This window comes from Streptomyces sp. NPDC025784, assembly GCF_055558435.1.
Genome location: NZ_JBVHMN010000021.1, coordinates 88966 through 111546, shown reverse-complemented (window position 1 = coordinate 111546; position 22581 = coordinate 88966). Strand labels below are relative to the sequence as shown.

Below are 22581 nucleotides of genomic sequence, written 5' to 3'. Positions count from 1 at the left end.
GATAGCCGCTCGCACCTTCCCGCAGGCAACGAGCGGTGTGAGGGCTCCTTGAAGACCCGCTGCCGGTCACGGGCCCTGCGGCGCCCGCCCGCACAAGGCCGGAGCGCGCCCGTGACAGAACCGGGGTGTGCTCCTGCAAGCGCCGTAAGTAAGCTGCTTGCTCAATGCGGAAGATCGCATCATCCGCATCAGGAGCCACGGGGGTTGGCCCTGCGGCGAGTTGAAGCATGGAGGACGCCACATGGCCGGCGGCAAAGACGCAGACATCACATACGAGAAGATGCGGCACGCTGCGAAGCGTCTGGGCCACGAGAAGGAGAAGATGGAGGACAAGCTCCACGGGCTCGACAGCTACATCGACGGCCTGGTCGCGGACGGCTACACGACCGCGAAGGGTTCGCAGGCCTTCGACGACTCCTTCAAGGAGTTCACCAAGGGCATGAAGGACACCCTGGAGGGCCTCAAGGGCATGGCCAAGTTCCTCGACGACGCCGCGAAGGCGTACGAGGACCTGGACGACCAGCTGGCCAAGGGCGTGAAGGGGAAGTAGCGTCCCGCGTCCGGCTCGATTCGTGGGCGCGACGGGGCACTTGGGGTGCCCCGGCGCGCCCGGGGTCCCACCGAAGGGCCCAGCCTCGGTGCGGCGGCCGTCGAGGACCTCTGCCCGGCCCGCACCGCGCATGTTGCGGATCGGCTTCAGAGGCGGCCCCCGCCCGGTCCTCACCACCGAAGAGAGAGACCGGTCGGCGACCGGGCCAAGGACGCCTGAGCGGCGGGCACTCGCCGAACAGGTGAGCAGGCGTGGATCGGGAGCGTGATGACGGGGCGGTCGACAGCGAGCAGGTCGCTTCGCGAACCGGCGGGACCGGTGGCGCGCCCACGGGGCATGCGCCCGCACAGCACGTCCATCGTGCGTCGGGCCCGGCTCTACGCAGACGGGAAGACTCTCGTCGTACGCGATCACAGACTGCGGGAGCGACGCTACGCCGTCGGCGCCGAAGGTATCCGGCGCGCTGTCTTCCACCCTCCCGGCGAACTCTGGGAGACCGTCGGGAAGCGTCCCGCCGAGCGTTGGGGTGTTCTCGTCTTCCAGGGCGAGGACGGACGCCACATTCTGCGGGTTCCTCTCGCGGACTGGCTGCCCGAGGCGTCGGTGGTCGGGGCACTGGATCTCCGTCCGTCGAAGTGTCTGAAGCGGACGGGGCTGAGGGAGCTCGTCACCTTCCTCGGGATCCCGCTGGAAGAGAGCACACGGACGGCTGATGTCGTCGGGCAGCCGGGCGACGGCCCTGACCACAGACCGGACCCGGCGTTCCACACCGAACTGCCCCACTGGCACAACTGGGTCAGAGGGATCGGCGCGTTCGGCTGGTTCATTGCTCTCATGATCGGCTTCGCCGCCGACCCCGACTGGGGCTTCCCCCTCGCGGCGGGGGCCCTCTTCCTCGTCCCGGCGGCCGACGGCGCGGTGCGGGTCGGCGCCTGGTGGCGCAACCGGCGGGACGTGTGGCCCGCCGAAACCACTGTGATCACGCCTTCCCCCGGGCCCGACGCGGGGGCGACCCGGCGGTTCTGCCGGACGGCGTGCGTGCGCGTACTGCCCCGGGAAGTGGTCCTGACCAACACGATCGGTGAGGAACGCCGACTCGGACGGTACGGCGCACATGGCGTCGCGAAGCTGGTGCGCCTGGTCGCTCCGGAGACCAGGGTGCCGCTGGGAGTCGAATTTCGGGACGGCCAGGGCGAGGCGCGAGTGCTGCTGCCCTGGAGGTGCTGGTTCGGTGGCCTCCAGGGCGATGAACGCTGGGCCGCGCTGAGATCGGCACTCGGGGTTCCCGTCGTGGACGAGGCGGTGCGGCGGCGCGGCCGAGGAAGCAAGCCGGACCCGGGAGGCGCCCAGCTCTGGTGGAAGAGCCACATTCTCGCGGGCGACGTCCGCCGCATGTCGCCGATGGACGCCAAGGACGCACGCGACCGGACCAGTTGGCACAAGGCGGTCATCGGCGGCGGAGAGTTGCTGATCGTACCGATCTTGAGTCTTCCGCTGTTGCTGGGCATCCTCGGCGATCGAGGTCCGGCGCTCCTGGCAGGCGTGCTTTCCGCGTTGACCATCCTCGGCGAGCTCGTTCCCGCGGCGGCCAGCGCGCTCATCAGCCGGTTGTCCAGCGACAGGCCACCTGCCGGGACAACCGCCCGGTCCGCGTCCCTCGAAGGGAACGAGCATGCCCGCACACGATGACCCTCCCGTTCTGGTCGAACCGTACGAGTGCGGCGTCGAGTTCCGGCCCGGCTGGGTCGACCTGACGCTCCGCGTGGGCACGAAGGCTGAGGCCCGGACATTGGCGACGGAGGTCGTGCGTCAGCTCGACCCGCACGCTCTGGAGATGGAGAGTGCCTCGGTCATCGATGACATGGTCGAACGTGCGATGGCCCTCGACGCGGACGCCCCCACGCTCGCGGCGGCCTACTACTCCGACACAGGGAAGGCCCTGGCCAACCTCACGGTCGACGGATACGGCGATGAGGGTGTGCCGCGTCCCGGTGGCGATGAAGTGATCCCGATGCTTCTGCAGTGGGTGAATGCCGAGGTCACCGGCGAACCTGAGATCAATCGCCTCGAACTGCCCGCCGGCCCCGCCGTGCGCGTGCAGTCCGCGCTCAAGGTGAAGCGCCTCTTCGGCTTCGGCCGGAAAACGACCGAGTTCATCAAGTATGCGATCTATCCGCCCGCCATGCAGACCCTCATCGTCGTCACCGTGGAATGGGAGGAGACCTCCCGCTCCGAGCGGATCGCGGAACTGGCCGACGAGGCGGTACGGACCCTGCACATCACACCCCTCGTAGGAGACGGCGGGTCCACGGCTGCCCCGGGCGCCGAGTGACCTCGGTCCGGTCTTCCGGGGTGCCGAGGGGCGGAGCGTCGGCCTGCCCACACTCCCGGTGTCGGCCGCACGCCGCTCCTGGAGGCTCCGCCTACCGGCCGGTCATGCCACGTCGCTGAGACGGAGGCTTCTGGCGAAATCGTCGACGGCGTCGAAGGAGGCTTCGAGGAGTGCGGGGTCGTCGTAGTGGCCCTTGAGGACCAGATCCACCCGGTGTTCCGGATCGTTCCATGCGTACGCGACCGAGAGCATCAGACCGCCGTCGGGACCCGCCCAACTGCACAGGCTGCGCAGACCCTCGCCGAAGTGAGGGGAGACGAAGGGGACCGTCTCCACGCGACGGTCTGCGGCGGCGGTCGCCGGATCGGGCTCGGCCAGCATGCTCAAGTGCAGGTCGCTGTGCTCCTCGTCGCAGGCGAACTGCTTGGTGAAGAAGACCAATGGTGCGGCCTGGGGTGGCATGGCGCCGAAGATGAACGCCTGGTCGGCCTGCACGCGGTCGCGCAGCATGGTGGCCGAGCCTTCCAGGAACTTCCTTGTCTGCCGCTTCTCACGCCAAGTGAGCTTGCGTCGATGGAGCAGGGCACTGGCATCGAGGTGGAGGTCCAGCCATTGCCCGAACTCGGATCTGCTGCCTCCCAGCGGCATGGGAAACCACAGGGCCGGATCGGCATCGGTCTCGACGATCATCATGCGTAGCTCCAACGGAAAGTCGTCATCACGGCGTCGAAGAGCTCGACCAGGATCTCGGCGAATTCGGTGCCCATGTCGGGGACGATCAGCGTGCTGAAGGAGAAGGTCAGCCACTGAGCGGGAACACTGTGCGGAACCGGCACGGTGTACTGCACCCGCCAGCTCGGAACCTCGACTCCGTTCTCCGGATCGGCGGGAAGCCGCCGCAGGGTCCGTACGGCCGCCGTCCCGTCGACCTCGCGCACGGAGGCGTCCTCGGCGTCACGTGCGAGATCTCTGAGTACGGCTTCGGGCGCGACGTCGCCCGTCGGTGCCGCCAGCGGCTCCGAGGCGACGAACGAAGCCGGGATGATGATTCCGTGCATGCGCTCGACGGGGAGATACAGCGTCAGGCCGTGCGACTTCCGTGCCTGCCGCACGGTCTGCTTCAACTCCTTGGTCAGCCGCAGACGCGCCTTGGGAATGTCGTCCTTCGGAAATCCGGCCGGGAGTTGGGCCACGGATTTCCCTACGATCCGCTGAATGGCCTCGCTCGTGCCGTTCCGCAGTGGAACGGTGTCCCATCCGGGCGGCGGGACGATGTTGAACCCGCTCGGGGCACAGGCGGATTCCACGGGGGGCTCAGGATGTGACACTGCGGTTCCGAATCTTCTCGGCGATCCAGGTGACGCCGACGAGCACGGTGAACAGAGGGGAGGCGACGATTCCCGGCCAGAAGGAGCTGATGAGGCTGGGAAGCAGAAGGGACCATCCCATGGCGAGATCCCGGGTCAGCAGTGGGGGCCTCTTGCTGGGCGTGGGGTTCTTGATCAGGATCCACAGAAGATGGAGCAGACAGCTCGTCAACAGGGCCCAGTAGACCGGGAACAGGACGTCGCGACCGGCATCGGGGATCAGGAGCGAGACCACGATCAGCGGGGCGATGGAGACCAGCGCGCCGATGATGGTCACCCGTACCCGGAAATTCGGGCCGGTGCCCAACTGCTCACGGAGGGACTCAGCCATCCCTCCTCCTTTCTCTGTCGCGTCCGGCGTCGTTCCGTGTGCGCACGCGAGTGTTCACCAGTGGGTGTCCGCGGCGGGCATCCAGCCGCTCTCCTTCCAGGTGTTGTAGCCGTCGTTGTACGGCTTGTCGCCGGGGAGGAGGCCATGCTCGTTCAGCCAGCCGACGGAGTCGCTCTTGCTCAACGACTTGTCCATGACGTCGACGCCCATGCCCACGTACGCGGCGCCCATGGACGCCCCGTACCCCAGATGCCCGAGCACGGAGCCACCGCCCGACACGGACCCGGGGAAGACTCCCTTGTTCGCCCGGAACTGTCCGAACAGCCCTGCTGCCTCGTCATCCCCGAGGTGCAGCCACTTGGAGACCGTGGACACCGGGGTCGGGCCCTTGGCCACCAGGCCTGTGTCCCGGGAGATCTTCTTCAGGGTGAAGGTGCGCAGGTCCGAGAAGAACGTGCGGGAGACGTCGTCCTGGGCGCCCGCCATGGCCCTGCTCAGATCGTTCAGCATCCCTTTGTGGGACCGCAGTCCGGCTTTGAGCCCGGCGGTCCGGCTGCTCTGGGCGGCGGCGGTGGTCACCTTGTTCGCGCCCTTGAGCATGTTGATGCCGCCACGACCGATGCCCATCAGGAGCAGGCCACCGATGTCGAAGGCCAGATCGGTCCAGGAGGCGTCACCGGAGGCGACCAGCACGGATCTGGCCAGGATGGTCAGCAGGGCGATCCCGAGAACCAGGAAGTTCAGGCCGGGAATCCAGATGGCGATGATGCCGGCGATCGTGGCGATCCAGCCGAGGGCGTCGAGGACTGTCTTGATCCAGTCCGCGTTGTCGTGGAACCACCCTTTGATGTTGTCCCAGACCGAGTCCTCGATGACGTCGTCGATCTCGTCCCTGATCTTGCGCGCGTGGTGGTCGGCACGGGTATCGCGTTCGCCGGTGATGGCGTCCAGCTGGTTCCGGTACGTCTGAAGGGGGTCGTCGCCGGGTTCGCGCGCGGACGGCTTCGGGTCGCCCTTGTCGCCGGAGCCGGAATCCCTGGCCCTGTCCGCCTCGATCTCGTCCCGCTTCTCCTTGGCCCGGCGCAGCACGCGGTCGGCGTCGGACTGGAAGTCCTCCAGCTCGTTCGCCCACGTGGTCAGATGGCCGTGGACACGCTCGTAGCGGCCCGCCACCTCCCGCATGTGTTTCTCCAGCGTGGAGGAGTCCTCGCGCAGGCGCTCGACGTACTTTCCCTTGAGCTTGTCCTCCTTGCTGATGGCTTGGAGGTTCTTGGCCTGGTCCCGGAGCTTCTTGGCGACCGACACCATGTGCCGGACCTCGGCACGGATCTCTTCCGGATCGCCGGGTACCGGGTCCGTGTCGCGCAGCGGCTGCCAGTCGGCCGGGCGTCGCTCGGATGTCGCTGTCGTCACTTCTTCGGCTTCTTCTCGTCGCGCTTGCTCAGTTCGTCGTCGAGATCCTCGAAGGCCTTCTTGGTGCCGGCCACGAGCTTGCCGACCGACTCGATGCTCTCGATGAGCTTGGTGCGGTAGTCGTCCCAGTTGTCGACGAAATCGACCATGACGTCGGCCACCGCATCCGAGCCCCAGTGCCGGTGCATGTCGTCACGACGGTTCTCGATGTCCTTGAACGTCCTGTGGAGCTGGCCGAGTTTCCGCTCGGACTCCGCGAGGAAGTCGTAGTCGACCGTCAGGTCCGGCTCTGCCACTGAGACCCCTTCCCTCGCAGGCCTTCGGCTTCGTCGCTGCCCGAGGCGGCCGACTGTCGGGTCGTGGTCGCAACGAGCGCGGCAGCAACGTGCAAAGGGCGGTGCTCCAAGACGGGCCCCTCGGATGACAAAGGTATGGTCAAGAGCCACGACGATATAGGTGTGCCCGATGGTTTCGCCAGGCCGAGCTCTCTCCGAAAAGCCCTTCAGGAGGCGCCGAATGTGCACGAATCGGGCAACCGTCCTGCTCTGATGCGTGCCCGTCGCCGACACGTCGGGCACGGCCGTGCGGCTGACGTCGAGAGCTCGGCAGCGGGGGCGACTCTTCGCGGCCGCTATCGGGTGCGTCCTGCGGTCGTCCCGGACCGACGGCGACAGGTCGCCGTCGGCGTACGTCCTCAGGGGCGACGCGTCGACGGCTTGTGGCCGGACCTCAAAGTCCCCTGGTCACAGCTGAACCGTCCGCTGCGGTGCGGTGGTGTCCGGCGACGGGTGCGGTTCCTGATCCCTGTCGGCGAAGGACACGGTCTGCAGGACGGCCGTGGTCATGTCGCAGAACTCGCCCCAGTACTCCATCGCGGCGGTGTCGACCGTGACGACGGCCGTGTAGGGACCTGTCGGGAACGGGATGTGGATCTGGATCTGCCCGGTGGTCAGCGTGGCCTCCGCGCCGTCGGCCGTCACCTCGGGACTCAGGGTCAACTCGCGTACGGATATGCAGGAGACGGCCGGCCCGCAGGGCAGGTCGAGCCGACGGGCGTCGTTGAGCGGGTCGGAGGCCAGCACCGCCAGGATGCCCTGAGCGGCGATGTCCGGGTCCGTGTGGTCGGAGGCGTAGGCGGCGACGGTGAAGGAGCAGTGGGCCACCCCCTGTTCCTCCAGGCCGAAGAGGCCGAAGGCGGAGTAGGCGAGTCCTGCCGTGGCCATCGCCTCCGTGACGAGCTCGTAGTACGGGGTCGTCGTCTGCCAGAGCTCACTGTTCCCACCGGGATACAGGCCTCGTACGAACTCCGCGGCGGCCTCTGCCCGTTCGCTCGCGGAGGCCTCGACCGGCAGGGCGTGAAAGCCGTCCGGGACGACGAACGACATGGGCGGGATCGTGCGGGCCGAGAGCGTCGGGTCCAGTCGGGAGATCTCGGTCACCGTGCCCGGCCCTCCGGTGACGCGTCCGCCCCGGAAGGGTCCACGTAGCGAGTCAGGGTCTGCTCCATGCCGTTGGAGAGGGGCACACGCAGATGCACCGCGATCGTGCCGTCGTCCAGTCGCTCCAGCTCCGGCGGCTCCTCGACCGGCAGTACGGTGGCCACCGACCGGGACACACGGATCGGTGGGTCGGCGACGAGTTCCGCGACGCGACCGCGCTGTTCAGAGGTGATCTCGTCCATGGTCACCCGGCGGCGCTCGCCCCGCAGACCGGCGATGAGCCGGGCGGCGTCACCGGCTTTCCACCGGGTCCACGATCCGTCCGTGAAGCGGAGCCTGACATCGGAGCCGCTCTCGGAGTACGGCATCCCCTCGGCGGTGGCGATGGTCTCCCGCGGTGTCTCCCACAGTTCCTCGGCGGGAGCCAGTCCCGCCGTCCCGTCCACACCGAGGACGAGGAGCCGCCGATCGGTCAGCACGAATTCGGTCCGGTACGACTTCGGCCGGCGGGCGGGATCCAGCTGCCAGGGAAGGGTCCGGGCGAGGGTCCCCGGCGCCGCCCAGACGACCGGGAAGTCGTCGACCTCGTTCTCCGGCTCCTGCGGTCCGCCGGGGCTGCGTGGTTCACCGAACGGGGCCCCACTGGGCGCCGCCGCGTTCGCGATCATGTTCAGCAGGAGGGGAATGCCGAGCAGGGCGACGTCCAGGACACGGACGCCCGCGCGGCCGCCCTTGCCGCGGGGGGTGAAGCCGGGGCCGGGCGGCCACCCGATCAGTTGCGCCTCGATGTCCTGCCGCTCGGTGTCCCGGAACGAACGCAGCCCGGCGACCCGGGGTGCCAGTCCGGTCGCGAAGGAGGCGTTGGCCCGCAGGATCAGGTCTTCGTCCTGGGATGGGTACCAGTCCATGGCCTCATGTCCTCTCAGTGCGCCGTCGCGGAGTCATGGAAACGGTCCCCCGGGTGCATCATCTCGCCGATGTGCGAGGGGATGGACCACGCCTTGGGTGCGATCTTGATGGCCGCGTCGATGCCTCGTCCCAGGTTGCTCATGGAATCGATCTTGTTCAGACCGGGGATGCCCCGTGTGCCGATCCACTGCCCGTTGCGGATGTTCTGCTCGGCGACGAGGCTGATCCGGTTCATCACGCCGCCCTCGGTCGAGATGAAGCCGCCCGCCTTGATGCCCCACAGACCGACCGTGCGGCCCTTGACGGTGAAGCTGACGGCGCCCGCGACGTTGTCGCCCACACCGATGATGTTCCGGCCGATCGTGGTGACGCCCTTGAAGCCCTCGCCGAGTTCTGCCGCGCGCGCGGCAGCGGTGGCGCCGTCGGCGACCTTGACGCCCTTGCTGAAGGCGCCGATCCCCGGGAGCGAGCCGAGCGCGTCGAAGCCGATGCTCACCCAGCTGACGTCCGCGCCGGCCGCCTTTGCGACGAGGTGTGACACGAGGGCCAGGCCGCTGGTCACCACGGCCGCGGCGGCGAAGATCGCACCGATGGGCTCGAACGGCGCCGTGATGATGGCCAGCATTCCCAGGATGCCGCTCAGATCGCTGAGCAGGTCGCCGCCCATCTTGATCAGATCGGCATGATCCTTGATCCACTCACCCGTGGCGTCCCACGCGTCCGCGATCCCGTGCCCCAGCTTGTCCCAGAACCCGGGCTCGTCCGGTGCGATGTCGGCGGCCTTGTCGAGGTCCTTGCTGATGAGGGCCGCGGCCTTCTTGTAGCGGTCCTCGAGGTCGTGGACGTCACTGATGACCTTGTCCACCGCGCCGGACGCCTTGCCGAGCTCGTCGCTGCCCTTGCCCTCGGCCTTCTTCTCGGCCTTGTCCTCGGCGTCGAGCCTGTCGCCGGCGGTCTTCTCCAGCCGGTCGGCCTCGTCCTGGAAGCCGGAGAGCTGCCCGGCCCAGCGATGCAGGGCGCGCGAGGCCTTGTCGAAGGAGTCGTGGCTCTTCTTGATCAGCGGCGTGACATCGGTGGAGATGTGCTCGCTGAACGCGATCGCGGTCCTGCCCTTCCAGGCGCCGCACTCGATCTGCTGCAACTCCCGCAACGCCGTGCCGAGTTCGCCCGCGAGCCCGCCGAGCTTCTTCGCGAGCTCACGCGTCTGCTCGACGTCACCCGGCGTCGGGTCCCAGCCTATGTGGGGGAAGGGAGGGCGTCCCATGCGTGCCTCAGTGCCCCTTCTTCTTCGGGGACTTGAGCGATTCGGCGAGATCCAGGTCGAGCTTCTCGAAGGACTCGCCGATCTTGTCGATCATCTTGATGGCGCCCTGGGTGTGCTTGCCGAGCTGCTTGATGCCGTAGCCCCAGTCGTCGGCGAAGTCGTGCACGTCGTCCACGAGACCCGCGTCCCCGACGACCGAGCCGTCGGTGCCGCGCAGCGTGCGGCGGGCGGTGTCCATGCGGTCCGTGACGGTGGAGAACGTCTTCCTCAGATCCTCGAAGATCGTGTCCTCGAGCCGTAGATCACTCACGATGTCCGTCCCCGTTGCCTCTGTGAACAGATCGCCCCGACGGGAGCGCGAGCAAACGCCCCTCCGGCCACGGCGACCGTCCGGCCAATCCTAAGGACGGTTCCGGCCTGCGCGCCCGGGAGGGCACCTCTCCGGGTGTTGTTTGGGATGCCCATGGGGCTGCGTTTGCCTGGCCTTGGCGCGGCCGGGGAGTTTTCGCTCTTGCGTATCGCGAAGGGTGGATCGGGGGGATTGGGGTGGCTGGGAAGGGTTTGCGTGGACGGCCGCGTACTCGCTGGAAGGGCATCGCCTCGCGCGCATTCCGACAACACCACGCGAATGGCGTCCACCCGCACGACCGGCTGGAAGTGATGGAGCGGTCCGAGGTCTCTCGCGGAGGCGGCCGGGCGACGGGGACCCATGCACAGGAAGCCGACGAAGGATGGACGACGGATACTCGTGCGGTCGACGGTCGACGGTCGACTCAGGAGAAGCCATGGACCTGCGCGCAGTTGTGACCGGTTTTCCGAACGCCACCCCGCTTCCGGGACTCGACGACGCCTGGCACTGGACGCCGGCGCCGGGCATCGACTTCGCCGGGGCGCTGTCGGCCGATGGCGAGCGTCTGCTTCAGCTGAGCGGCAGGGATTCCTACGACCGGGAACTGGCGGCAGCCACCCTGATGTTCGCGCGAGACCATGAAGCGGACATCTTTGCCCGCAACCGTCATCTCGCGGCGGCCGCGGGCTTCGTGGCACCGCCCGGGCGGACGTTCGACGTCGTCGCCGGAGTGGGCGCCGAAGTGCACCGCTTCTACCGTGTCGAGAATCCGGACCTGACCCCGTTGGTCCGTCTCACGTTCCCGGCGTACGCGGACGAGTTCTCCGGGGACGAGACGCTCGACGAGGCAGTGACCCGGTATCGGATGTTGCGCATGAACAACCTGGACCGGGACCCCGTTCCCTACCTCAAGATGCGCTACGCGAATACGCGGACGAAGAGCCGGAGCACCAACCCGGGACGTGGATTCGCCGAGCCACGCCGCCTGTCGGAGGAGATCCAGCTGCTGGAAGGGGGCCCGGGCAGCTTCGTCGAGTTCGAGAACAGGCATCACCAGGTGTGGCGCGTGGAGTGGCACGACGTCCTCCTCCTGGCGGAGTGGGAGCCGGATGCCGGTGCGCCCAAGGAGATCCGGCTCGATGAGCTGCTTTCCTTCGCGGACCGGTCCTTGTGCGTCTGAGCGAAGTGTCGGGTCGCTGAGTCCGTGACGAGGCCGAGGTGCCCGAATGACGCCGCGCGTCACCTCGTAGGCTGACCCGGCCGAACTGAAGGACGAGCAACGGGGGACGCACCATGGCCCGCTACATGGAGACGCTCACCATCGAGCGCGGTGGCTTTCGCATCAAGGTGCCCGAGTCGTGGTGGGAGTTCGACGTGCGGCCCGAGTCCCGCGACGACTCCGTACGGCGCATGGTCGGCGAGCGGATCGAGCAGCACCCGGAGCTGGCCGCGTACCGCGACACGTACACCGCCTTCCTGCGCAAGTCCGCGGCCGACGCGTGGAAGTCGGGTGCGCTGTACTGCGGCTGCATGGCGGAGAGCTTCGGCGGCGACACCCCGATCACCGCGTCCGTCACGGTCTCGATCGTCGGCGGCCGGACCCAGTCCGGTGAGCCCCTCTCGACGGACCCCGCGACGATCGCGGGCCGGCTCGCCGTGCGCGAGGCGAAGAAGGAGGGCGACGCCTGGCGGAAGGTGACCACCGTCGACATCCCCGGCGTGGGACCGGCGGCCCGCACCTACGGCATCGAGGACATCCCCGTACCGGACGACGCCCTCAACCGCACCGTCCGCGCCGTGCTCATGCAAACGTTCATCCCTGTGCCGGGCCAGGAGGGCAAGGTCGCCCTCGTCGCCGGCAGCAGCCAGGTACTCGACCTCGCGGACTCCTTCTTCGACATCTTCGACGCCATCACCTCGACGTTCCGCTTCGCGAACTAGACCGGGCGAACGGCCTTCCCGTCATCCGCGCATCCCTAGTAACTGCGATCGTTCGTACGGTTGTTGTGGTGTGGGCGTGACGGGGGTTGCGGTATGGCGGGGAATCGGCCGGGGGACTGGCATGTCCTGGATCTGGACAAGGACCCCACGCCCGGTGATCCGGATCGCGTGCGTCATCTGGCGAAGAATCTGCACGACTTCGCGGACGATGTCGGGGAGGCGTTGCGGTCGGTCAAGGGGATGGCGGACGAGGACGCTGTTCTGAAGTGGGCGGGGAAGTCGGCGAAGGCGTTCGGGGACGAGTTCTCGGGTGTGCCGAAGCAGTGACCAGGGGACCGTCTTCGTCACCGAAGACGGACTACTGCTGGCTTACGCCCACCCGGTGGGCCCGGACGAACCAGTACTGCCCGACGTGGGCCCCCGATGGCCACTCGTCCGTCTGGAAAACGGCGAATACCGCGTGGACGACTGGTCGCGAGGCGTGACGCGCTGGTTCGCCAGGCCCGTCGCCGGAGTCGCCTTGCTCCGTCGCATCACGGATCGCAACGGCAACGCGATCGAGTTCGATTACGACGAAGCCGGCACCCCGTCGGCGATCAGGCATTCCGCGGGCTACCACCTGAGGGTCAGCACGTCGGACCATCGCGTGACGGGAATCCATCTGGTGGGCGGTGACGCGGAGGGCGCGGACGTCACCGTCATGGGCTACGGCTACACAGATGGCAGCTTGACCAGGGTGGTCAACTCCAGTGGTGTGCCCTTGCGGTTCGGCTACGACGCACGACTTCGTGTGACCTCATGGACGGACACGAACAACAGTAGCTACACCTATGTCTACGACCAGTGGGACCGTTGCGTCGAGGAAGGCGGCGAAGCTGGGCACCTCGCTGTCTCCATCGACTACGACGGCGTCGATCGGGCTTGGCCGGAGGACCGGATCACCACACTGACGACCTCCGAGGGGGCGGTGACCCGTTTCGTCGTCAACGACGCCTTTCTGGTGGTGGCCGAGGTCGATGCCTGTGGCGGTGTGACGCGCTCCGAGTACGACGCCGACCAGCGATTGCTCTCGGCGACCGACGCCATGGGGCACGTCACGCGATTCACCTACGACTCGTCCGGTCATCTCGTTGTTGTGGAACGCCCCGATGGCGGATCGACCCGTTGCACGTACAACGATCTGGGGCGGGTCACGTCGGTGACGTCGGCGGACGGATCCACCTTCTCGCGGACCTATGACAGCCGAGGCAACTGCACCTCCGTGACGGATCCGGTCGGGGCCACCACGCAGTACGAGTACGACGAAACGGGTCAGATCTGTGCTGTCACCGATGCGTTGGGTGCGACCACATATGTGCGAAACAACCCGGCTGGACAGCCGATCGAGATCACGGACGCCCTGGGGCATCGACTGACCCGTGACTACGATCCCTTCGGCCGCGTACGAGCAGCAACCGACCCGCTGGGGTCCGTGAGCAGGTACTGGTGGACAGCCGAGGGCAAGATTGCTCGGTTTATGGGACCGAACGGAGCTGAACAGCAGTGGAGTTACGACGGGGAAGGCAACTGTCTCCGTCACGTCGATGCCAACGGCGGCGTGACGACGTACGAGTACACCCACTTCGATCTGCTCAGTGCTCGTACGGGTCCCGATGGAAGCCGCTACGAATTCACCTATTCCCCCTCGCTGCGGCTCACCCGAGTACTCGGTCCCGAACGCCGTGCATGGACGTACCGCTACGACGCGGTAGGCCGTGTTGTCGGCGAGGAGGACTTCGACGGACGACAGGTGACGTACGACCGAGACGCGGCGGGGCGCGTGGTCGCGCGAACCAATCCCCTCGGTGAGGTGGTCCGGTACACCCTTGACGAACTGGGCCGCACTGCCAGGAAGGACGCCGCGGGCAAGGTCACCACGTACGTATACGACCGAGCGGGGATGCTGCACAGCGCTGTGAATCCGGACTGTGAGATCACCTGGCGTCGGGACGGCGCGGGGAGAGTGGTCGCCGAGACAGTGAACGGCCGCACGCTTGCGTGCGGATACGACGCCAGAGGGCGGCGTATCGCGAGGACCACTCCCGCGGGAGCGACGGCAGAGTTTGCATACGACGATGCAGGACGTCCTTCCTCGCTGGTCGCCTCAGGACATGTCATCGACTTCCGCCACGATGCCGCAGGCCACGAGGTCTCACGTCGGTGGGGCGACTCGGCCGCGCTGACCCAGGACTGGGACCCTGCTGGGCGCTTGGTGGGGCAGACGCTCTCGGCAGCCGGCGAACCGGTGGAGCAGCGGAGCTATGCGTTCCGGGCGGACGGACACCTCAGTGTGATCGACGATCTGCTCCGTGGCCGGACCGAGTTCGGGCTGGACAGTACTGGGCGTGTCACCGAGGTACGAGCCCGTGACTGGTTCGAGGCGTACACCTATGACGCGACGGGAAATCAGACCCGAGCGGCCTGGCCCGCTCGCCAGTCGGGCAAGGACGTCCAGGGAGAACGGGCATTCGAGGGCACCAAGCTCAACCGCGCAGGCTCTGTGCATTACGAGTACGACGCCGCAGGGCGGATGGTAACGCGGCGCAGGACCCGATTGTCCCGCAAGCCCGATGAATGGCGCTACAAATGGGACGCCGAGAACAGGCTCATATCGGTGACCACGCCGGACGGTATGGTCTGGCGCTATCTGTACGACCCCTTCGGACGCCGTATCGCCAAGCAGAAGCTGACTGCTGACGGGGAGAAAGTAGTCGAGGCGACGCTTTTCACATGGGACGGTTCCGTCGTCACGGAGCAGACGACCACGTCGGAGGATTTTCCCCAACCCGTCACGCTCACCTGGGACCACGACGGAAAACGAGGGGCGAGGGCATCTGCTGGCCGATCGTCTGGGGGGATCCGGAGATCTGGAGGAGAATCTGGTCACTCTCACGCAAGACCCCAGGAATACGCCCATCATGCGTGACCAGATCGAGCAGCAGATCTTTGATGCGGTGGATGGCGGGCAGATGGTGACCTATCACGTCCGGGCCCATTACCCTGAGCCGGGCGATGTCGCACCGCATCAGCTCACCTTTCACGCGCGCGGCGACGGTGGGTTCCGCCTGGACAGGGTCCTCGAGAACCCGGCAGGAATGTTCAGGCTCGGAGAGACGGAGATGCTGTGACCGCACGGGACGATCTTCTGCGGCTGGCGCCACCGCCCGAAGGTGCAGAGGTGGAGGTCGACTGGCCCCAGTTCGAGGAAGCGCTGGGGGTGGTACTTCCGGACGACTACAAGTGGCTGGTCGAACGATACGGGCCGGGTTCGTTCAACAGCTTCCTGTACATCCTGCAGCCCGTCTCGCCTTTCCATCCGACCCGCCTCGTAGAATCCGCTGACCGAGCGGCCGAGATTCTCGACGAGTTGCGAGAGAACGGGGAAAAGATTCCCTACGAGACCGACGAGCTGCTGCCCGTCGGTAAGACCGACAACGGTGACACTGTCTATTGGGTGACACGCCCGGAGGCTCTGCCGAATTCGTGGACTGTCGTAGTGAACGGCGCACGGAATACGGAATGGCCGCACTTCGACGGTGGCATCGTTGAATTCCTGGTGGCCGTGCTGTCCGGCGCGCATCGTGTGGAGATCTTCCCTCGCGACTTCCAGAAGGATCAGCCTGTTTTCGCAGGCTATCCGTCTCCCGGGGCGCGGCGGCGCTGACCGTCCCTGCGCCCGCGAGCGGCGTGCGGTGGGTAGCCCTCCAGGCCTGGGACGCGTACGACGTAGATCCCGTGGCCGCACTCCCCGCACTGTGCCTCCGCATAGCCCGTGGGGTTCTCCGGCCGCCCGATCTCGCGACACGTGACGGCGTGCGCGCCGCAATTGGGGCAGGCTGCGTCGGCTGTTGCCGTCTCGCCACGCATCATCTCTCTGGCCAGTTCCGACCATCTGGCGGCGAGCTCACTGCTGATCGGCCCATCCTGTTCCACCCCGTCATTGTCGCCGGTGGTGTGCTTCACATGAAGAAGCCGAGGCGCCGGTGGCGCGGCCCAGTGCCTGGAAGATCGAGTCGGACGAAACGCAGGTGACATGCCGATCAAAGAGTACGAAGAGCCCCTCTCCGTGTACCGCCTGCTTCCGAGCATGCGAGAGTTCCAGATGCTCCAGTTCGATGACGTGCGGGTGGAGCTGATGCGCTGGCAGTTGGGCGGTTCGACCGGGATGTATCCCACGGAACTCACTGCGGAGTGGGTAGGCGACCCGCGCTGGAAGAAGAACGAGTTTCCGACCGGAACTCCCGGTTCCCCCGTCCTGAGCCGCCGTATCGCGGATCTGCTCCGGGACGACCTGGAGAAGGCGGGCCGGCTGTTGCCGGTGCGGATCGAGAAGGCGGCGGCGGACGAGTACCTGTTGTACCTGGTGGAGCGGGTGGCGGACTGCCTGGACATGGAGAGGTCGTCGCCGCCGGACCAGCTGGGCCGGGTGCAGCGGTCGGTGTTCCGGCCGGAGGCGGTGCCGGTGGATGTGCCGGCCTTCCGCTCGACGGGGTTCCCGACGGCTGTCTGCTGGAACGGCTGGGCGGTCGAGCGTCTGACCGCGCTGCTGGGGGACCAGTTGGAGGTGCGGCTGGTGTGGTCGGAGGATCCGGCTCTGGTTCCGCATCACAACCCGTGGGGGTTCTGACATGAGCGACGAAGCCGGGGCGGTGGCCCTCCGGCAGCATGTGCTGAAGGAGGTCGTGCGTATCGTGCACGGCTTCCCCGAGGCGCTCAAGCCCGAGATCTACGTCGTCTCGTTCCGCATCTGGCGTGTGGGCCAGGACCCCCGCTACCCGTACCTGGCCATCGGCTACAACACCGAGAGCGAGGTCCGCCGGGTCCTGGAGCAGGAGTGCTCGTACGAGGGGACGGCCCGCTGGGAGTACGCGTACTGGCTCCTGGAGGGTTTCGAGACGGTCGGCCACGTGCCCGAGGACCCGGTCGGCAGCGCCCTGCACCTGGCCGAGGCGCGGGCCGAGGGGCTCTGGTACGAGGACGACGGCACGCTCTCCGAGGACGAGCGGGACGCCCGCGACGACGAACTCGTCGCGCACTTCGACGCCGTCTGCATCGACACCGCGCGACGCCTGGGGGCCGACGGGCACCTCGAACGGGCCCTCGGGCGACCGGTGCCGGTCGTGGTGTTCGACATGGACCGACCCGGCTGGGAGGCGGAAGCCACCGAGGCGGCCAACCCTCCCGAGGCGATCGCCGAGTTCGCGGAGCATCAGGCGGGCCTGTGACGGGGCGCAGGCACGCAGAAAGGCCGAGCATCGGAGCGACGGCGAGCCCGGCCCTGGCGACGCCCCAGGACCCGGGCTCGGAGCGACGGCCCGCCCCGCCCTCGCGGCACCGCAGAGGCGGGACCAGCGCACCCCACCGCCCACGCCGCCCCCCACCCCGTCCCCCGTGCGACTGAAAGACCACTGCCGCGCGGTCCGGCCGTGAGCACCTCGTGCAGGCCTCGTGCGCAGTCCGTGACGAATCGCCGGGGCCGGGGCCTTCGTCGATTCGCGCCCGCACACCGGAGCATCCGGTCGGATTCCCTTCCCCAACAGGGAACCAGGCGCCCTCCGTTGCGCGTGAACAACGATGAGTCCGCCGATGTCAGCGGTCCCTGATGCGCCTTGAGGGGCGTATGTGCGGCTGATACGGTGCCATGGCTTGACACTCGCTCCAGCGCTGGCTATCCGGCCAGGTCGGGCGGTACGTCCAACTCGGGCGGACCGGGGGCGAAGTGTCCCAATTGGCATGTGAATTGGCAGAAATCTTCTTGGGTGTACGGGGAGCGGTTGCGTGAAGATCCAAGAGCGTACGGGGGCGGGAAACAACCGTTCCGCCACCTCGGCGCAGCCGACGATGGGTGAGCGTCTGCCCTCGGCGCCTCGCGAGCGCAAACCCGCGCTCGCCGCTCTCGCGGTCCTCCTCATCCTCGTCGGCGCCCTCGGCGCCACCATGCTGGTGCTGCGGGCCGGCGATCGTGTCGAGGTCGTCCGGGTGACGGCCGACATCCAGGCCGGCGAGTCCGTGGGCGAACACATCACCTCGGTGATGGTCGCGGACGACCCCTCCATCCACTACGTCCCCTGGAAGCAGCGGACCGGCCTCAAGGCGCTCAAGGCGAAGTCCACCATCTACAACGGGACCGTCGTCATCGGCGACATGTTCGCGAGCAGGAGCAGCCTCCCCGCCGGCAAGGCCGTCGTCGGTCTCTCCCTCAAGGAGGGCCAGTACCCGGCCGACCTGAAGTCCGGCGACATCGTCGCCGCCTACTTCGTCGGTGACAGCTCCTCTTCCTCCTCGTCGTCCTCCTCGGAGCGGTCCGGCTCGTCGTCGTCGAGCGGCGGAAGCAGCACACCGATCGTCTCCGCGGCCCGCGTCACCAGCGTGCCGGACGACAGCGACAGCACCATCAGCAGCACCAACAAGCAGGTCACGGTGACCGTCGACGAGAGTGACGCGGCGGCACTGACCCGCGCCGCCGCCGCCAACGCGGTCTCCCTCGTCCTGGTCTCCGGCAACTGAGGGCGAGTGGAGTAGAAGCCATGGCGCTCATCGCCCTCGCCGCCGACAAGGGATCCCCAGGCGTCACGACCGCCGCCGTCGCCCTCGCCGCGGTCTGGCCCCGCCGGGTCCTGCTCGCCGAGACGGACCCCGCAGGCGGCGACCTCGTCTATCGCAGCGCGGCGGCCCACGGCGGTCCGCTCAACCCCAACACCGGCATGCTGTCCATCGCGGCGACCGCCCGGCGCGGTCTCGTGCCCGACCAACTCTGGGACCACGTACAGCCGTTGAGCGGTGGCCTGGAGGTGCTGGTCGGGCTCGGCATCGCCGAACAGGCCGCCGGTCTCGCCGGACTGTGGCCCACCCTCGGCCGGGCGTTCGCACAGCTCGCCGATTCCCCGCACGCGCCCGCCGACGTCATCGCCGACTGCGGCCGGATCAGCGGCGAGACCCCCGTCGTCGAGATGTTCTCGCAGGCCGCCCTGGTCCTGCTGGTCTCCCGTACGGAGCCGGAGGCCATCGCCCGCGTACGCGACCGGGCCGCCGCCCTCGCCGCCAAGCTGCACGGCGGTCCCCGCGGCGCCGCGACCCTCGCCACGCCGCTCATCGGCGTCGTCCTCGTCACCGACCCCGGCGACTCCGCGAAGCTCGTCCACCAGGTCAACGACATGCTGGTGGCGGCGCAGACCGGCGCGCGCGTCGTGGGCACCCTCGCTCACGACCCCGCGGGCGCCGACCAGTTGGCGGGACGCAAGCGCGGACGGCTCGACAAGTCGCTGCTCATCCGCTCGGCCCGCAAGGTCACCGCGGACCTGTACCAGCAGTACGGCGCCGCCTGGTCCGTACCGGCCGCCGGGGCCCACGGGGCGCAGGGGCCGCACGGGCAGCCCGCCGCCGGAGCAGGGCGATGACCGCCGTCGACCACCAGCTGGTCAAGCGGTTCCGGCAGGACGCCGGTGACCGTATCGCCGAACAGCGCCGTGAGGACCAGGTCCGCGGCGTCACGCCGATGTCCAACGAGGACGAACGGCACTACGCAAGGGCGGTCATAGCCCAGATACTCGAGGACTACGCCCGTACCGAGATCAACCTCGGACGCACCCCCCTCGACGCCGAGACCGAGGAGCAGTACGCGGCCGCCGTGCACGCCGCGCTGTTCGGCGTGGGCCGCCTCCAGCCGCTCCTCGACAACCCGGAAGTCGAGAACATCGACATCAACGGGTACGACCAGGTCTTCATCGGCTACGCGGACGGCCGCGAGGTCAAGGGCGATCCGGTCGCCGAGAACGACGAGGAACTGATCGAGCTCATCCAGGTGCTGGGCGCCTACTCCGGCCTCTCCTCCCGGCCCTTCGACTCCGCCAACCCGCAGCTCGACCTGCGCCTGCCGGACGGGTCGCGGCTCTCCGCCGTCATGGACGTGACGCGTCGGCCCGCACTGTCCATCCGCCGTGCGCGGATGGGCAAGGTCTTCGTCTCCGACCTGGTCGGGAACGGCACCATCACGCCCGAGGTCGCCCACTTCCTCGCGTGCGCCGTCCGCGCCCGCAAGAACATCATGATCGCCGGCGCCACCAACGCCGGAAAGACGACCCTGCTGCGCGCCCTCGCCAACGAGATCCCGCCGCACGAGCGCCTCATCACCGTCGAACGGGCCCTGGAGCTCGGCCTCGACACCTTCACCGACCTGCACCCGAACGTGGTGGCCTTCGAGGAACGGCTGCCCAACTCCGAGGGCCAGGGCGCCATCACCATGGCCGAACTGGTGCGCCGATCGCTGCGTATGAACCCCTCCCGGGTCATCGTCGGCGAGGTCCTCGGCGACGAGATCGTGACCATGCTGAACGCCATGTCGCAGGGCAACGACGGCTCGCTGTCCACGATCCACGCGAACAGCTCCAGCGAGGTCTTCAACCGCATCTCCACCTACGCGCTCCAGGCGACCGAGCGACTGCCCATCGAGGCCAGCCAGATGCTCGTCGCGGGCGCGGTGAACTTCGTCGTCTTCATCCAGCGGCGCAACAACTACCAGACGGGCGGCCGGCTCCAGCGCATGGTCACCTCCGTGCGCGAGGTCAACGGCGTCGACGGACGGGTGCTGTCCAGCGAGGTGTTCGCCGAGGCCCCCGACGGACGGGTCGTCCCGCACGCGCCCATCGCCTGCCTCGACGACCTGGTCCAGCACGGCTACCGGCTGCCCGGCGGCGGGAATTGGGGCTGATCATCGCATGACGGACACGACTTCCCTCGCCGCGCTCGGCTCCATGGGCGGACTGTTCTCCACCACCGTCCTGTTCGCGCTCGCCTCCGGTGTCGCCGTGGGCGGCGGCATCGCGCTGTTCGCCGTCGCGCTCCGCGGACTGCCGGCCAAGCCCGAGCACGAGAAGCAGAAGGCGAGCGAACGGGCCGGTGAGCTCGTCCGGTTCGCCGGCCGCCGCGGATCCACCGCCGCCATCGTGGGACTCGTCGTCCTGCTGCTGACCCGCTGGGCCGTCGCCGGAATCGCCGCCGGAATCCTCGTCTTCTTCTGGGACAAGCTCTTCGGCGGCGCCTCCGAGGAGCGCGCCGCGATGCGCCGGGTGGAGGCCCTGGCGTCCTGGACCGAGTCGCTGCGCGACACCATCGCCGGAGCGGTCGGCCTGGAACAGGCCATCCCCGCCTCGGCGCGCGCCGCGGCCCCCGTGCTGCGACCCCACCTGGACTCCCTGGTGGACCGGCTGCGTTCCCGTACGCCGCTGCCCGAGGCCCTGCAGCAGCTGGCCGACGAGATCGACGACGCGTCCGCGGACATCATCGTGGCCGCACTGATCCTCAACGCCCGGCTGCGCGGACCCGGCCTGCGCCAAGTCCTCGGCGCGCTCGCCAAGTCGGCCCGCGAGGAGGTCGACATGCGTCAGCGCGTGATGGCCCAGCGCGCCTCGACCCGCCGCTCGGTGCAGATCGTCGTCGCGGTGTCGATCGCCTTCGTCCTCGGCCTGTCGATCTTCAACCGCGACTTCGTCAAGCCGTACGGCACGGCGGTCGGGCAGCTCGTCCTCGCCTGTGTCTGCGGCCTGTTCGCGCTCGGCTTCTGGTGGTTGCGCAAGCTCTCCACCATCGAGACGCCCGAGAGGTTCCTGGTGCGCGACGAGTCGTCGGTGCAGTTCGTGCGCCCCCGTACGCCGGCTTCCACCGACGAGGCGGTACGTCGATGAACCTGACCATGCCGATCCTGATCGGCGCCGTCCTGGGCCTGGGCGCCTACGCACTCGTACGCGCCCTCATGCCGTCGAAGCGCAGCGCGGTCGCGCAGGTCGCCCGTATCGACGCGATGCGGGCGCGGGGCGCCGCCTACGAATCGGCGCACCGCGCCGGGCAGGACGCCGGGAAACTCGGCAGCCTGCGGGCCCAGGTCGGAAACCGCGTCGCCGAGTTCTACCTCCAGCAGGGCTGGGAGCAGCGCTCGCTGCGCGCCGACCTGGCCGTCCTGGACCGGAGCTGGGAGAAGTTCCTCGCGACGAAGGTGCTGCTGGCCGCGGCCGGCGTGTTCTTCGGACCGTTCCTCTTCGCCGTCGTCTGGACGCTCGGCTTCGGCAGCAGCCCGATCATCCCGGTCTGGCTGGCCCTGCTGTTCGCCCTCGTCTTCTTCTTCCTCCCCGACGTGGAGGTGCGGCGAGACGCGGCGGACAAGCGGCGCGACCTGCGGCGCGTGATCGGCGCGTACCTGGACCTCGTGTCGATGAGCCTGGCCGGCGGCCGTGGCCTGCCCGAGGCCCTGATGGCCGCCGCCGAGGTCTCCGACGGGTGGGCCACCCAGCGCATCCGCAACGCGCTCGCCGACGCCCGCATCACCGGCATCAGCCAGTGGCAGGCCCTCGGCTCGCTGGGCGAGGAACTCGGCGTCGAGGAACTGAAGGACCTGTCGGCCTCCCTGGCGCTGGTCGCGGACGACGGCGCGAAGGTCCGCGAGTCGCTCGCCTCCCGCGCCGAGACCATGCGGCACCGCGAGCTCTCCGAGATCGAGGGCAGCGCGGGCGAGAAGTCGCAGTCGATGCTCGTCGCCCAACTGCTGCTGTGCGCGGGCTTCCTGGTCTTCCTGATCTTCCCCGCCGCCATGCGCGTCTTCCAGGTCTGACGCCGACCGACAACTTCATCCACGTCATTTCGAGAGGACAACTCACC

Annotated in this window: 24 protein-coding genes and 1 pseudogene; 16 read left to right on the top strand and 9 right to left on the bottom strand. The window is 68.2% G+C overall.

The features are described from left to right. Nucleotides 1–241 precede the first annotated feature (241 nt). The 3 genes from ACZ4IF_RS36070 (at nt 242) to ACZ4IF_RS36060 (ending at nt 2882) form a co-directional block, all read left to right on the top strand. Nucleotides 242–550 carry a WXG100 family type VII secretion target gene (locus ACZ4IF_RS36070; RefSeq protein ID WP_078629450.1) on the top strand — a complete coding sequence of 103 codons (309 nt, stop codon included), beginning with the start codon at nt 242–244 and terminating at the stop codon, nt 548–550. 336 nt (nt 551–886) lie between these two features. After that, nucleotides 887–2239: a hypothetical protein gene (locus tag ACZ4IF_RS36065; protein ID WP_467570779.1), complete on the top strand. Its 1353-nt coding sequence runs from the start codon at nt 887–889 to the stop codon at nt 2237–2239. Further along, nucleotides 2223–2882 (top strand): hypothetical protein, encoded by a 660-nt coding sequence (locus tag ACZ4IF_RS36060; RefSeq protein WP_467570777.1) that lies wholly within the window; start codon nt 2223–2225, stop codon nt 2880–2882. The genes ACZ4IF_RS36065 and ACZ4IF_RS36060 overlap by 17 nt, the downstream gene beginning before the upstream one ends. Nucleotides 2883–2984: 102 nt before the next feature. Here ACZ4IF_RS36060 and ACZ4IF_RS36055 read toward each other — a convergent pair whose 3' ends face one another. The 9 genes from ACZ4IF_RS36055 to ACZ4IF_RS36015 form a co-directional block, all read right to left on the bottom strand. After that, nucleotides 2985–3575 carry a hypothetical protein gene (locus tag ACZ4IF_RS36055; protein ID WP_467570774.1) on the bottom strand — a complete coding sequence of 197 codons (591 nt, stop codon included), beginning with the start codon at nt 3573–3575 and terminating at the stop codon, nt 2985–2987. Then, nucleotides 3572–4075, bottom strand: coding sequence for a hypothetical protein (locus ACZ4IF_RS36050; protein WP_467570771.1), 504 nt, complete (start codon nt 4073–4075; stop codon nt 3572–3574). Before ACZ4IF_RS36050 ends, ACZ4IF_RS36055 begins: the two co-directional genes overlap by 4 nt. A gap of 121 nt (nt 4076–4196) precedes the next feature. Then, nucleotides 4197–4580 (bottom strand): hypothetical protein, encoded by a 384-nt coding sequence (locus ACZ4IF_RS36045; protein WP_095935895.1) that lies wholly within the window; start codon nt 4578–4580, stop codon nt 4197–4199. Nucleotides 4581–4634: 54 nt separating this feature from the next. After that, nucleotides 4635–5993 carry a hypothetical protein gene (locus tag ACZ4IF_RS36040; protein WP_467570768.1) on the bottom strand — a complete coding sequence of 453 codons (1359 nt, stop codon included), beginning with the start codon at nt 5991–5993 and terminating at the stop codon, nt 4635–4637. Then, nucleotides 5990–6289, bottom strand: a complete 300-nt coding sequence (locus ACZ4IF_RS36035; protein WP_345644497.1) for a hypothetical protein — start codon at nt 6287–6289, stop codon at nt 5990–5992. Before ACZ4IF_RS36035 ends, ACZ4IF_RS36040 begins: the two co-directional genes overlap by 4 nt. Nucleotides 6290–6736: 447 nt before the next feature. Then, nucleotides 6737–7432, bottom strand: a complete 696-nt coding sequence (locus tag ACZ4IF_RS36030; RefSeq protein ID WP_467570765.1) for a hypothetical protein — start codon at nt 7430–7432, stop codon at nt 6737–6739. After that, the gene (locus tag ACZ4IF_RS36025) at nt 7429–8340 is read right to left on the bottom strand and encodes a hypothetical protein (protein ID WP_467570762.1); all 912 of its coding nucleotides are present in this window, start codon (nt 8338–8340) and stop codon (nt 7429–7431) included. Before ACZ4IF_RS36025 ends, ACZ4IF_RS36030 begins: the two co-directional genes overlap by 4 nt. Before the next feature lie 14 nt (nt 8341–8354). Beyond that, on the bottom strand, nt 8355–9605 hold the full coding sequence (locus ACZ4IF_RS36020) for an enoyl-CoA hydratase/isomerase family protein (RefSeq protein ID WP_467570760.1): 1251 nt from the start codon (nt 9603–9605) through the stop codon (nt 8355–8357). A 7-nt stretch (nt 9606–9612) separates the two neighbouring features. Further along, nucleotides 9613–9915 (bottom strand): hypothetical protein, encoded by a 303-nt coding sequence (locus tag ACZ4IF_RS36015; protein ID WP_359503096.1) that lies wholly within the window; start codon nt 9913–9915, stop codon nt 9613–9615. Between the two features lie 475 nt (nt 9916–10390). On the opposite strand from ACZ4IF_RS36015, the gene ACZ4IF_RS36010 reads away from it, so the two are divergent. The 13 genes and pseudogenes from ACZ4IF_RS36010 (at nt 10391) to ACZ4IF_RS35950 (ending at nt 22534) form a co-directional block, all read left to right on the top strand. Further along, on the top strand, nt 10391–11134 hold the full coding sequence (locus ACZ4IF_RS36010; RefSeq protein ID WP_467570757.1) for a hypothetical protein: 744 nt from the start codon (nt 10391–10393) through the stop codon (nt 11132–11134). Nucleotides 11135–11247: 113 nt separating this feature from the next. Next, nucleotides 11248–11895 carry a hypothetical protein gene (locus ACZ4IF_RS36005; protein WP_467570754.1) on the top strand — a complete coding sequence of 216 codons (648 nt, stop codon included), beginning with the start codon at nt 11248–11250 and terminating at the stop codon, nt 11893–11895. 93 nt (nt 11896–11988) lie between these two features. After that, nucleotides 11989–12216 (top strand): annotated as a pseudogene (locus tag ACZ4IF_RS36000) (WXG100 family type VII secretion target); the annotation flags it as partial. A gap of 139 nt (nt 12217–12355) precedes the next feature. Beyond that, nucleotides 12356–14860 (top strand): hypothetical protein, encoded by a 2505-nt coding sequence (locus ACZ4IF_RS35995; protein WP_467570751.1) that lies wholly within the window; start codon nt 12356–12358, stop codon nt 14858–14860. Beyond that, complete coding sequence (locus ACZ4IF_RS35990) at nt 14769–15062, top strand: hypothetical protein (RefSeq protein WP_467570947.1); 294 nt, start codon at nt 14769–14771, stop codon at nt 15060–15062. The genes ACZ4IF_RS35995 and ACZ4IF_RS35990 overlap by 92 nt, the downstream gene beginning before the upstream one ends. Next, complete coding sequence (locus tag ACZ4IF_RS35985) at nt 15059–15598, top strand: SMI1/KNR4 family protein (RefSeq protein ID WP_467570748.1); 540 nt, start codon at nt 15059–15061, stop codon at nt 15596–15598. The genes ACZ4IF_RS35990 and ACZ4IF_RS35985 overlap by 4 nt, the downstream gene beginning before the upstream one ends. Nucleotides 15599–15967: 369 nt before the next feature. Next, nucleotides 15968–16561 carry a hypothetical protein gene (locus tag ACZ4IF_RS35980; protein ID WP_467570745.1) on the top strand — a complete coding sequence of 198 codons (594 nt, stop codon included), beginning with the start codon at nt 15968–15970 and terminating at the stop codon, nt 16559–16561. 1 nt (nt 16562) lies between these two features. Beyond that, on the top strand, nt 16563–17159 hold the full coding sequence (locus ACZ4IF_RS35975; protein WP_467570742.1) for a hypothetical protein: 597 nt from the start codon (nt 16563–16565) through the stop codon (nt 17157–17159). A gap of 553 nt (nt 17160–17712) precedes the next feature. Then, nucleotides 17713–18441 carry a hypothetical protein gene (locus tag ACZ4IF_RS35970; protein WP_467570739.1) on the top strand — a complete coding sequence of 243 codons (729 nt, stop codon included), beginning with the start codon at nt 17713–17715 and terminating at the stop codon, nt 18439–18441. Between the two features lie 20 nt (nt 18442–18461). Further along, nucleotides 18462–19331: a hypothetical protein gene (locus ACZ4IF_RS35965; RefSeq protein WP_467570736.1), complete on the top strand. Its 870-nt coding sequence runs from the start codon at nt 18462–18464 to the stop codon at nt 19329–19331. Beyond that, nucleotides 19328–20641 carry a CpaF family protein gene (locus ACZ4IF_RS35960; RefSeq protein WP_467570733.1) on the top strand — a complete coding sequence of 438 codons (1314 nt, stop codon included), beginning with the start codon at nt 19328–19330 and terminating at the stop codon, nt 20639–20641. The genes ACZ4IF_RS35965 and ACZ4IF_RS35960 overlap by 4 nt, the downstream gene beginning before the upstream one ends. Before the next feature lie 7 nt (nt 20642–20648). Further along, nucleotides 20649–21614 carry a type II secretion system F family protein gene (locus ACZ4IF_RS35955; RefSeq protein WP_467570730.1) on the top strand — a complete coding sequence of 322 codons (966 nt, stop codon included), beginning with the start codon at nt 20649–20651 and terminating at the stop codon, nt 21612–21614. Next, nucleotides 21611–22534, top strand: coding sequence for a type II secretion system F family protein (locus ACZ4IF_RS35950; protein ID WP_467570727.1), 924 nt, complete (start codon nt 21611–21613; stop codon nt 22532–22534). Before ACZ4IF_RS35955 ends, ACZ4IF_RS35950 begins: the two co-directional genes overlap by 4 nt. Nucleotides 22535–22581 lie beyond the last annotated feature (47 nt).

Bases quoted from the DNA above. Each gene is read 5' to 3' on its own strand.
- ACZ4IF_RS36025 (WP_467570762.1), bottom strand. From the start codon at position 8,340: ATGGACTGGTACCCATCCCAGGACGAAGACCTGATCCTGCGGGCCAAC.
- ACZ4IF_RS35980 (WP_467570745.1), top strand. From the start codon at position 15,968: ATGCCGATCAAAGAGTACGAAGAGCCCCTCTCCGTGTACCGCCTGCTT.
- ACZ4IF_RS36010 (WP_467570757.1), top strand. From the start codon at position 10,391: ATGGACCTGCGCGCAGTTGTGACCGGTTTTCCGAACGCCACCCCGCTT.
- ACZ4IF_RS35950 (WP_467570727.1), top strand. From the start codon at position 21,611: ATGAACCTGACCATGCCGATCCTGATCGGCGCCGTCCTGGGCCTGGGC.
- ACZ4IF_RS35960 (WP_467570733.1), top strand. From the start codon at position 19,328: ATGACCGCCGTCGACCACCAGCTGGTCAAGCGGTTCCGGCAGGACGCC.
- ACZ4IF_RS36020 (WP_467570760.1), bottom strand. From the start codon at position 9,605: ATGGGACGCCCTCCCTTCCCCCACATAGGCTGGGACCCGACGCCGGGT.
- ACZ4IF_RS35955 (WP_467570730.1), top strand. From the start codon at position 20,649: ATGACGGACACGACTTCCCTCGCCGCGCTCGGCTCCATGGGCGGACTG.
- ACZ4IF_RS36060 (WP_467570777.1), top strand. From the start codon at position 2,223: ATGCCCGCACACGATGACCCTCCCGTTCTGGTCGAACCGTACGAGTGC.
- ACZ4IF_RS36065 (WP_467570779.1), top strand. From the start codon at position 887: ATGCGCCCGCACAGCACGTCCATCGTGCGTCGGGCCCGGCTCTACGCA.
- ACZ4IF_RS36070 (WP_078629450.1), top strand. From the start codon at position 242: ATGGCCGGCGGCAAAGACGCAGACATCACATACGAGAAGATGCGGCAC.
- ACZ4IF_RS36005 (WP_467570754.1), top strand. From the start codon at position 11,248: ATGGCCCGCTACATGGAGACGCTCACCATCGAGCGCGGTGGCTTTCGC.
- ACZ4IF_RS35965 (WP_467570736.1), top strand. From the start codon at position 18,462: ATGGCGCTCATCGCCCTCGCCGCCGACAAGGGATCCCCAGGCGTCACG.
- ACZ4IF_RS35975 (WP_467570742.1), top strand. From the start codon at position 16,563: ATGAGCGACGAAGCCGGGGCGGTGGCCCTCCGGCAGCATGTGCTGAAG.
- ACZ4IF_RS36055 (WP_467570774.1), bottom strand. From the start codon at position 3,575: ATGATGATCGTCGAGACCGATGCCGATCCGGCCCTGTGGTTTCCCATG.
- ACZ4IF_RS36045 (WP_095935895.1), bottom strand. From the start codon at position 4,580: ATGGCTGAGTCCCTCCGTGAGCAGTTGGGCACCGGCCCGAATTTCCGG.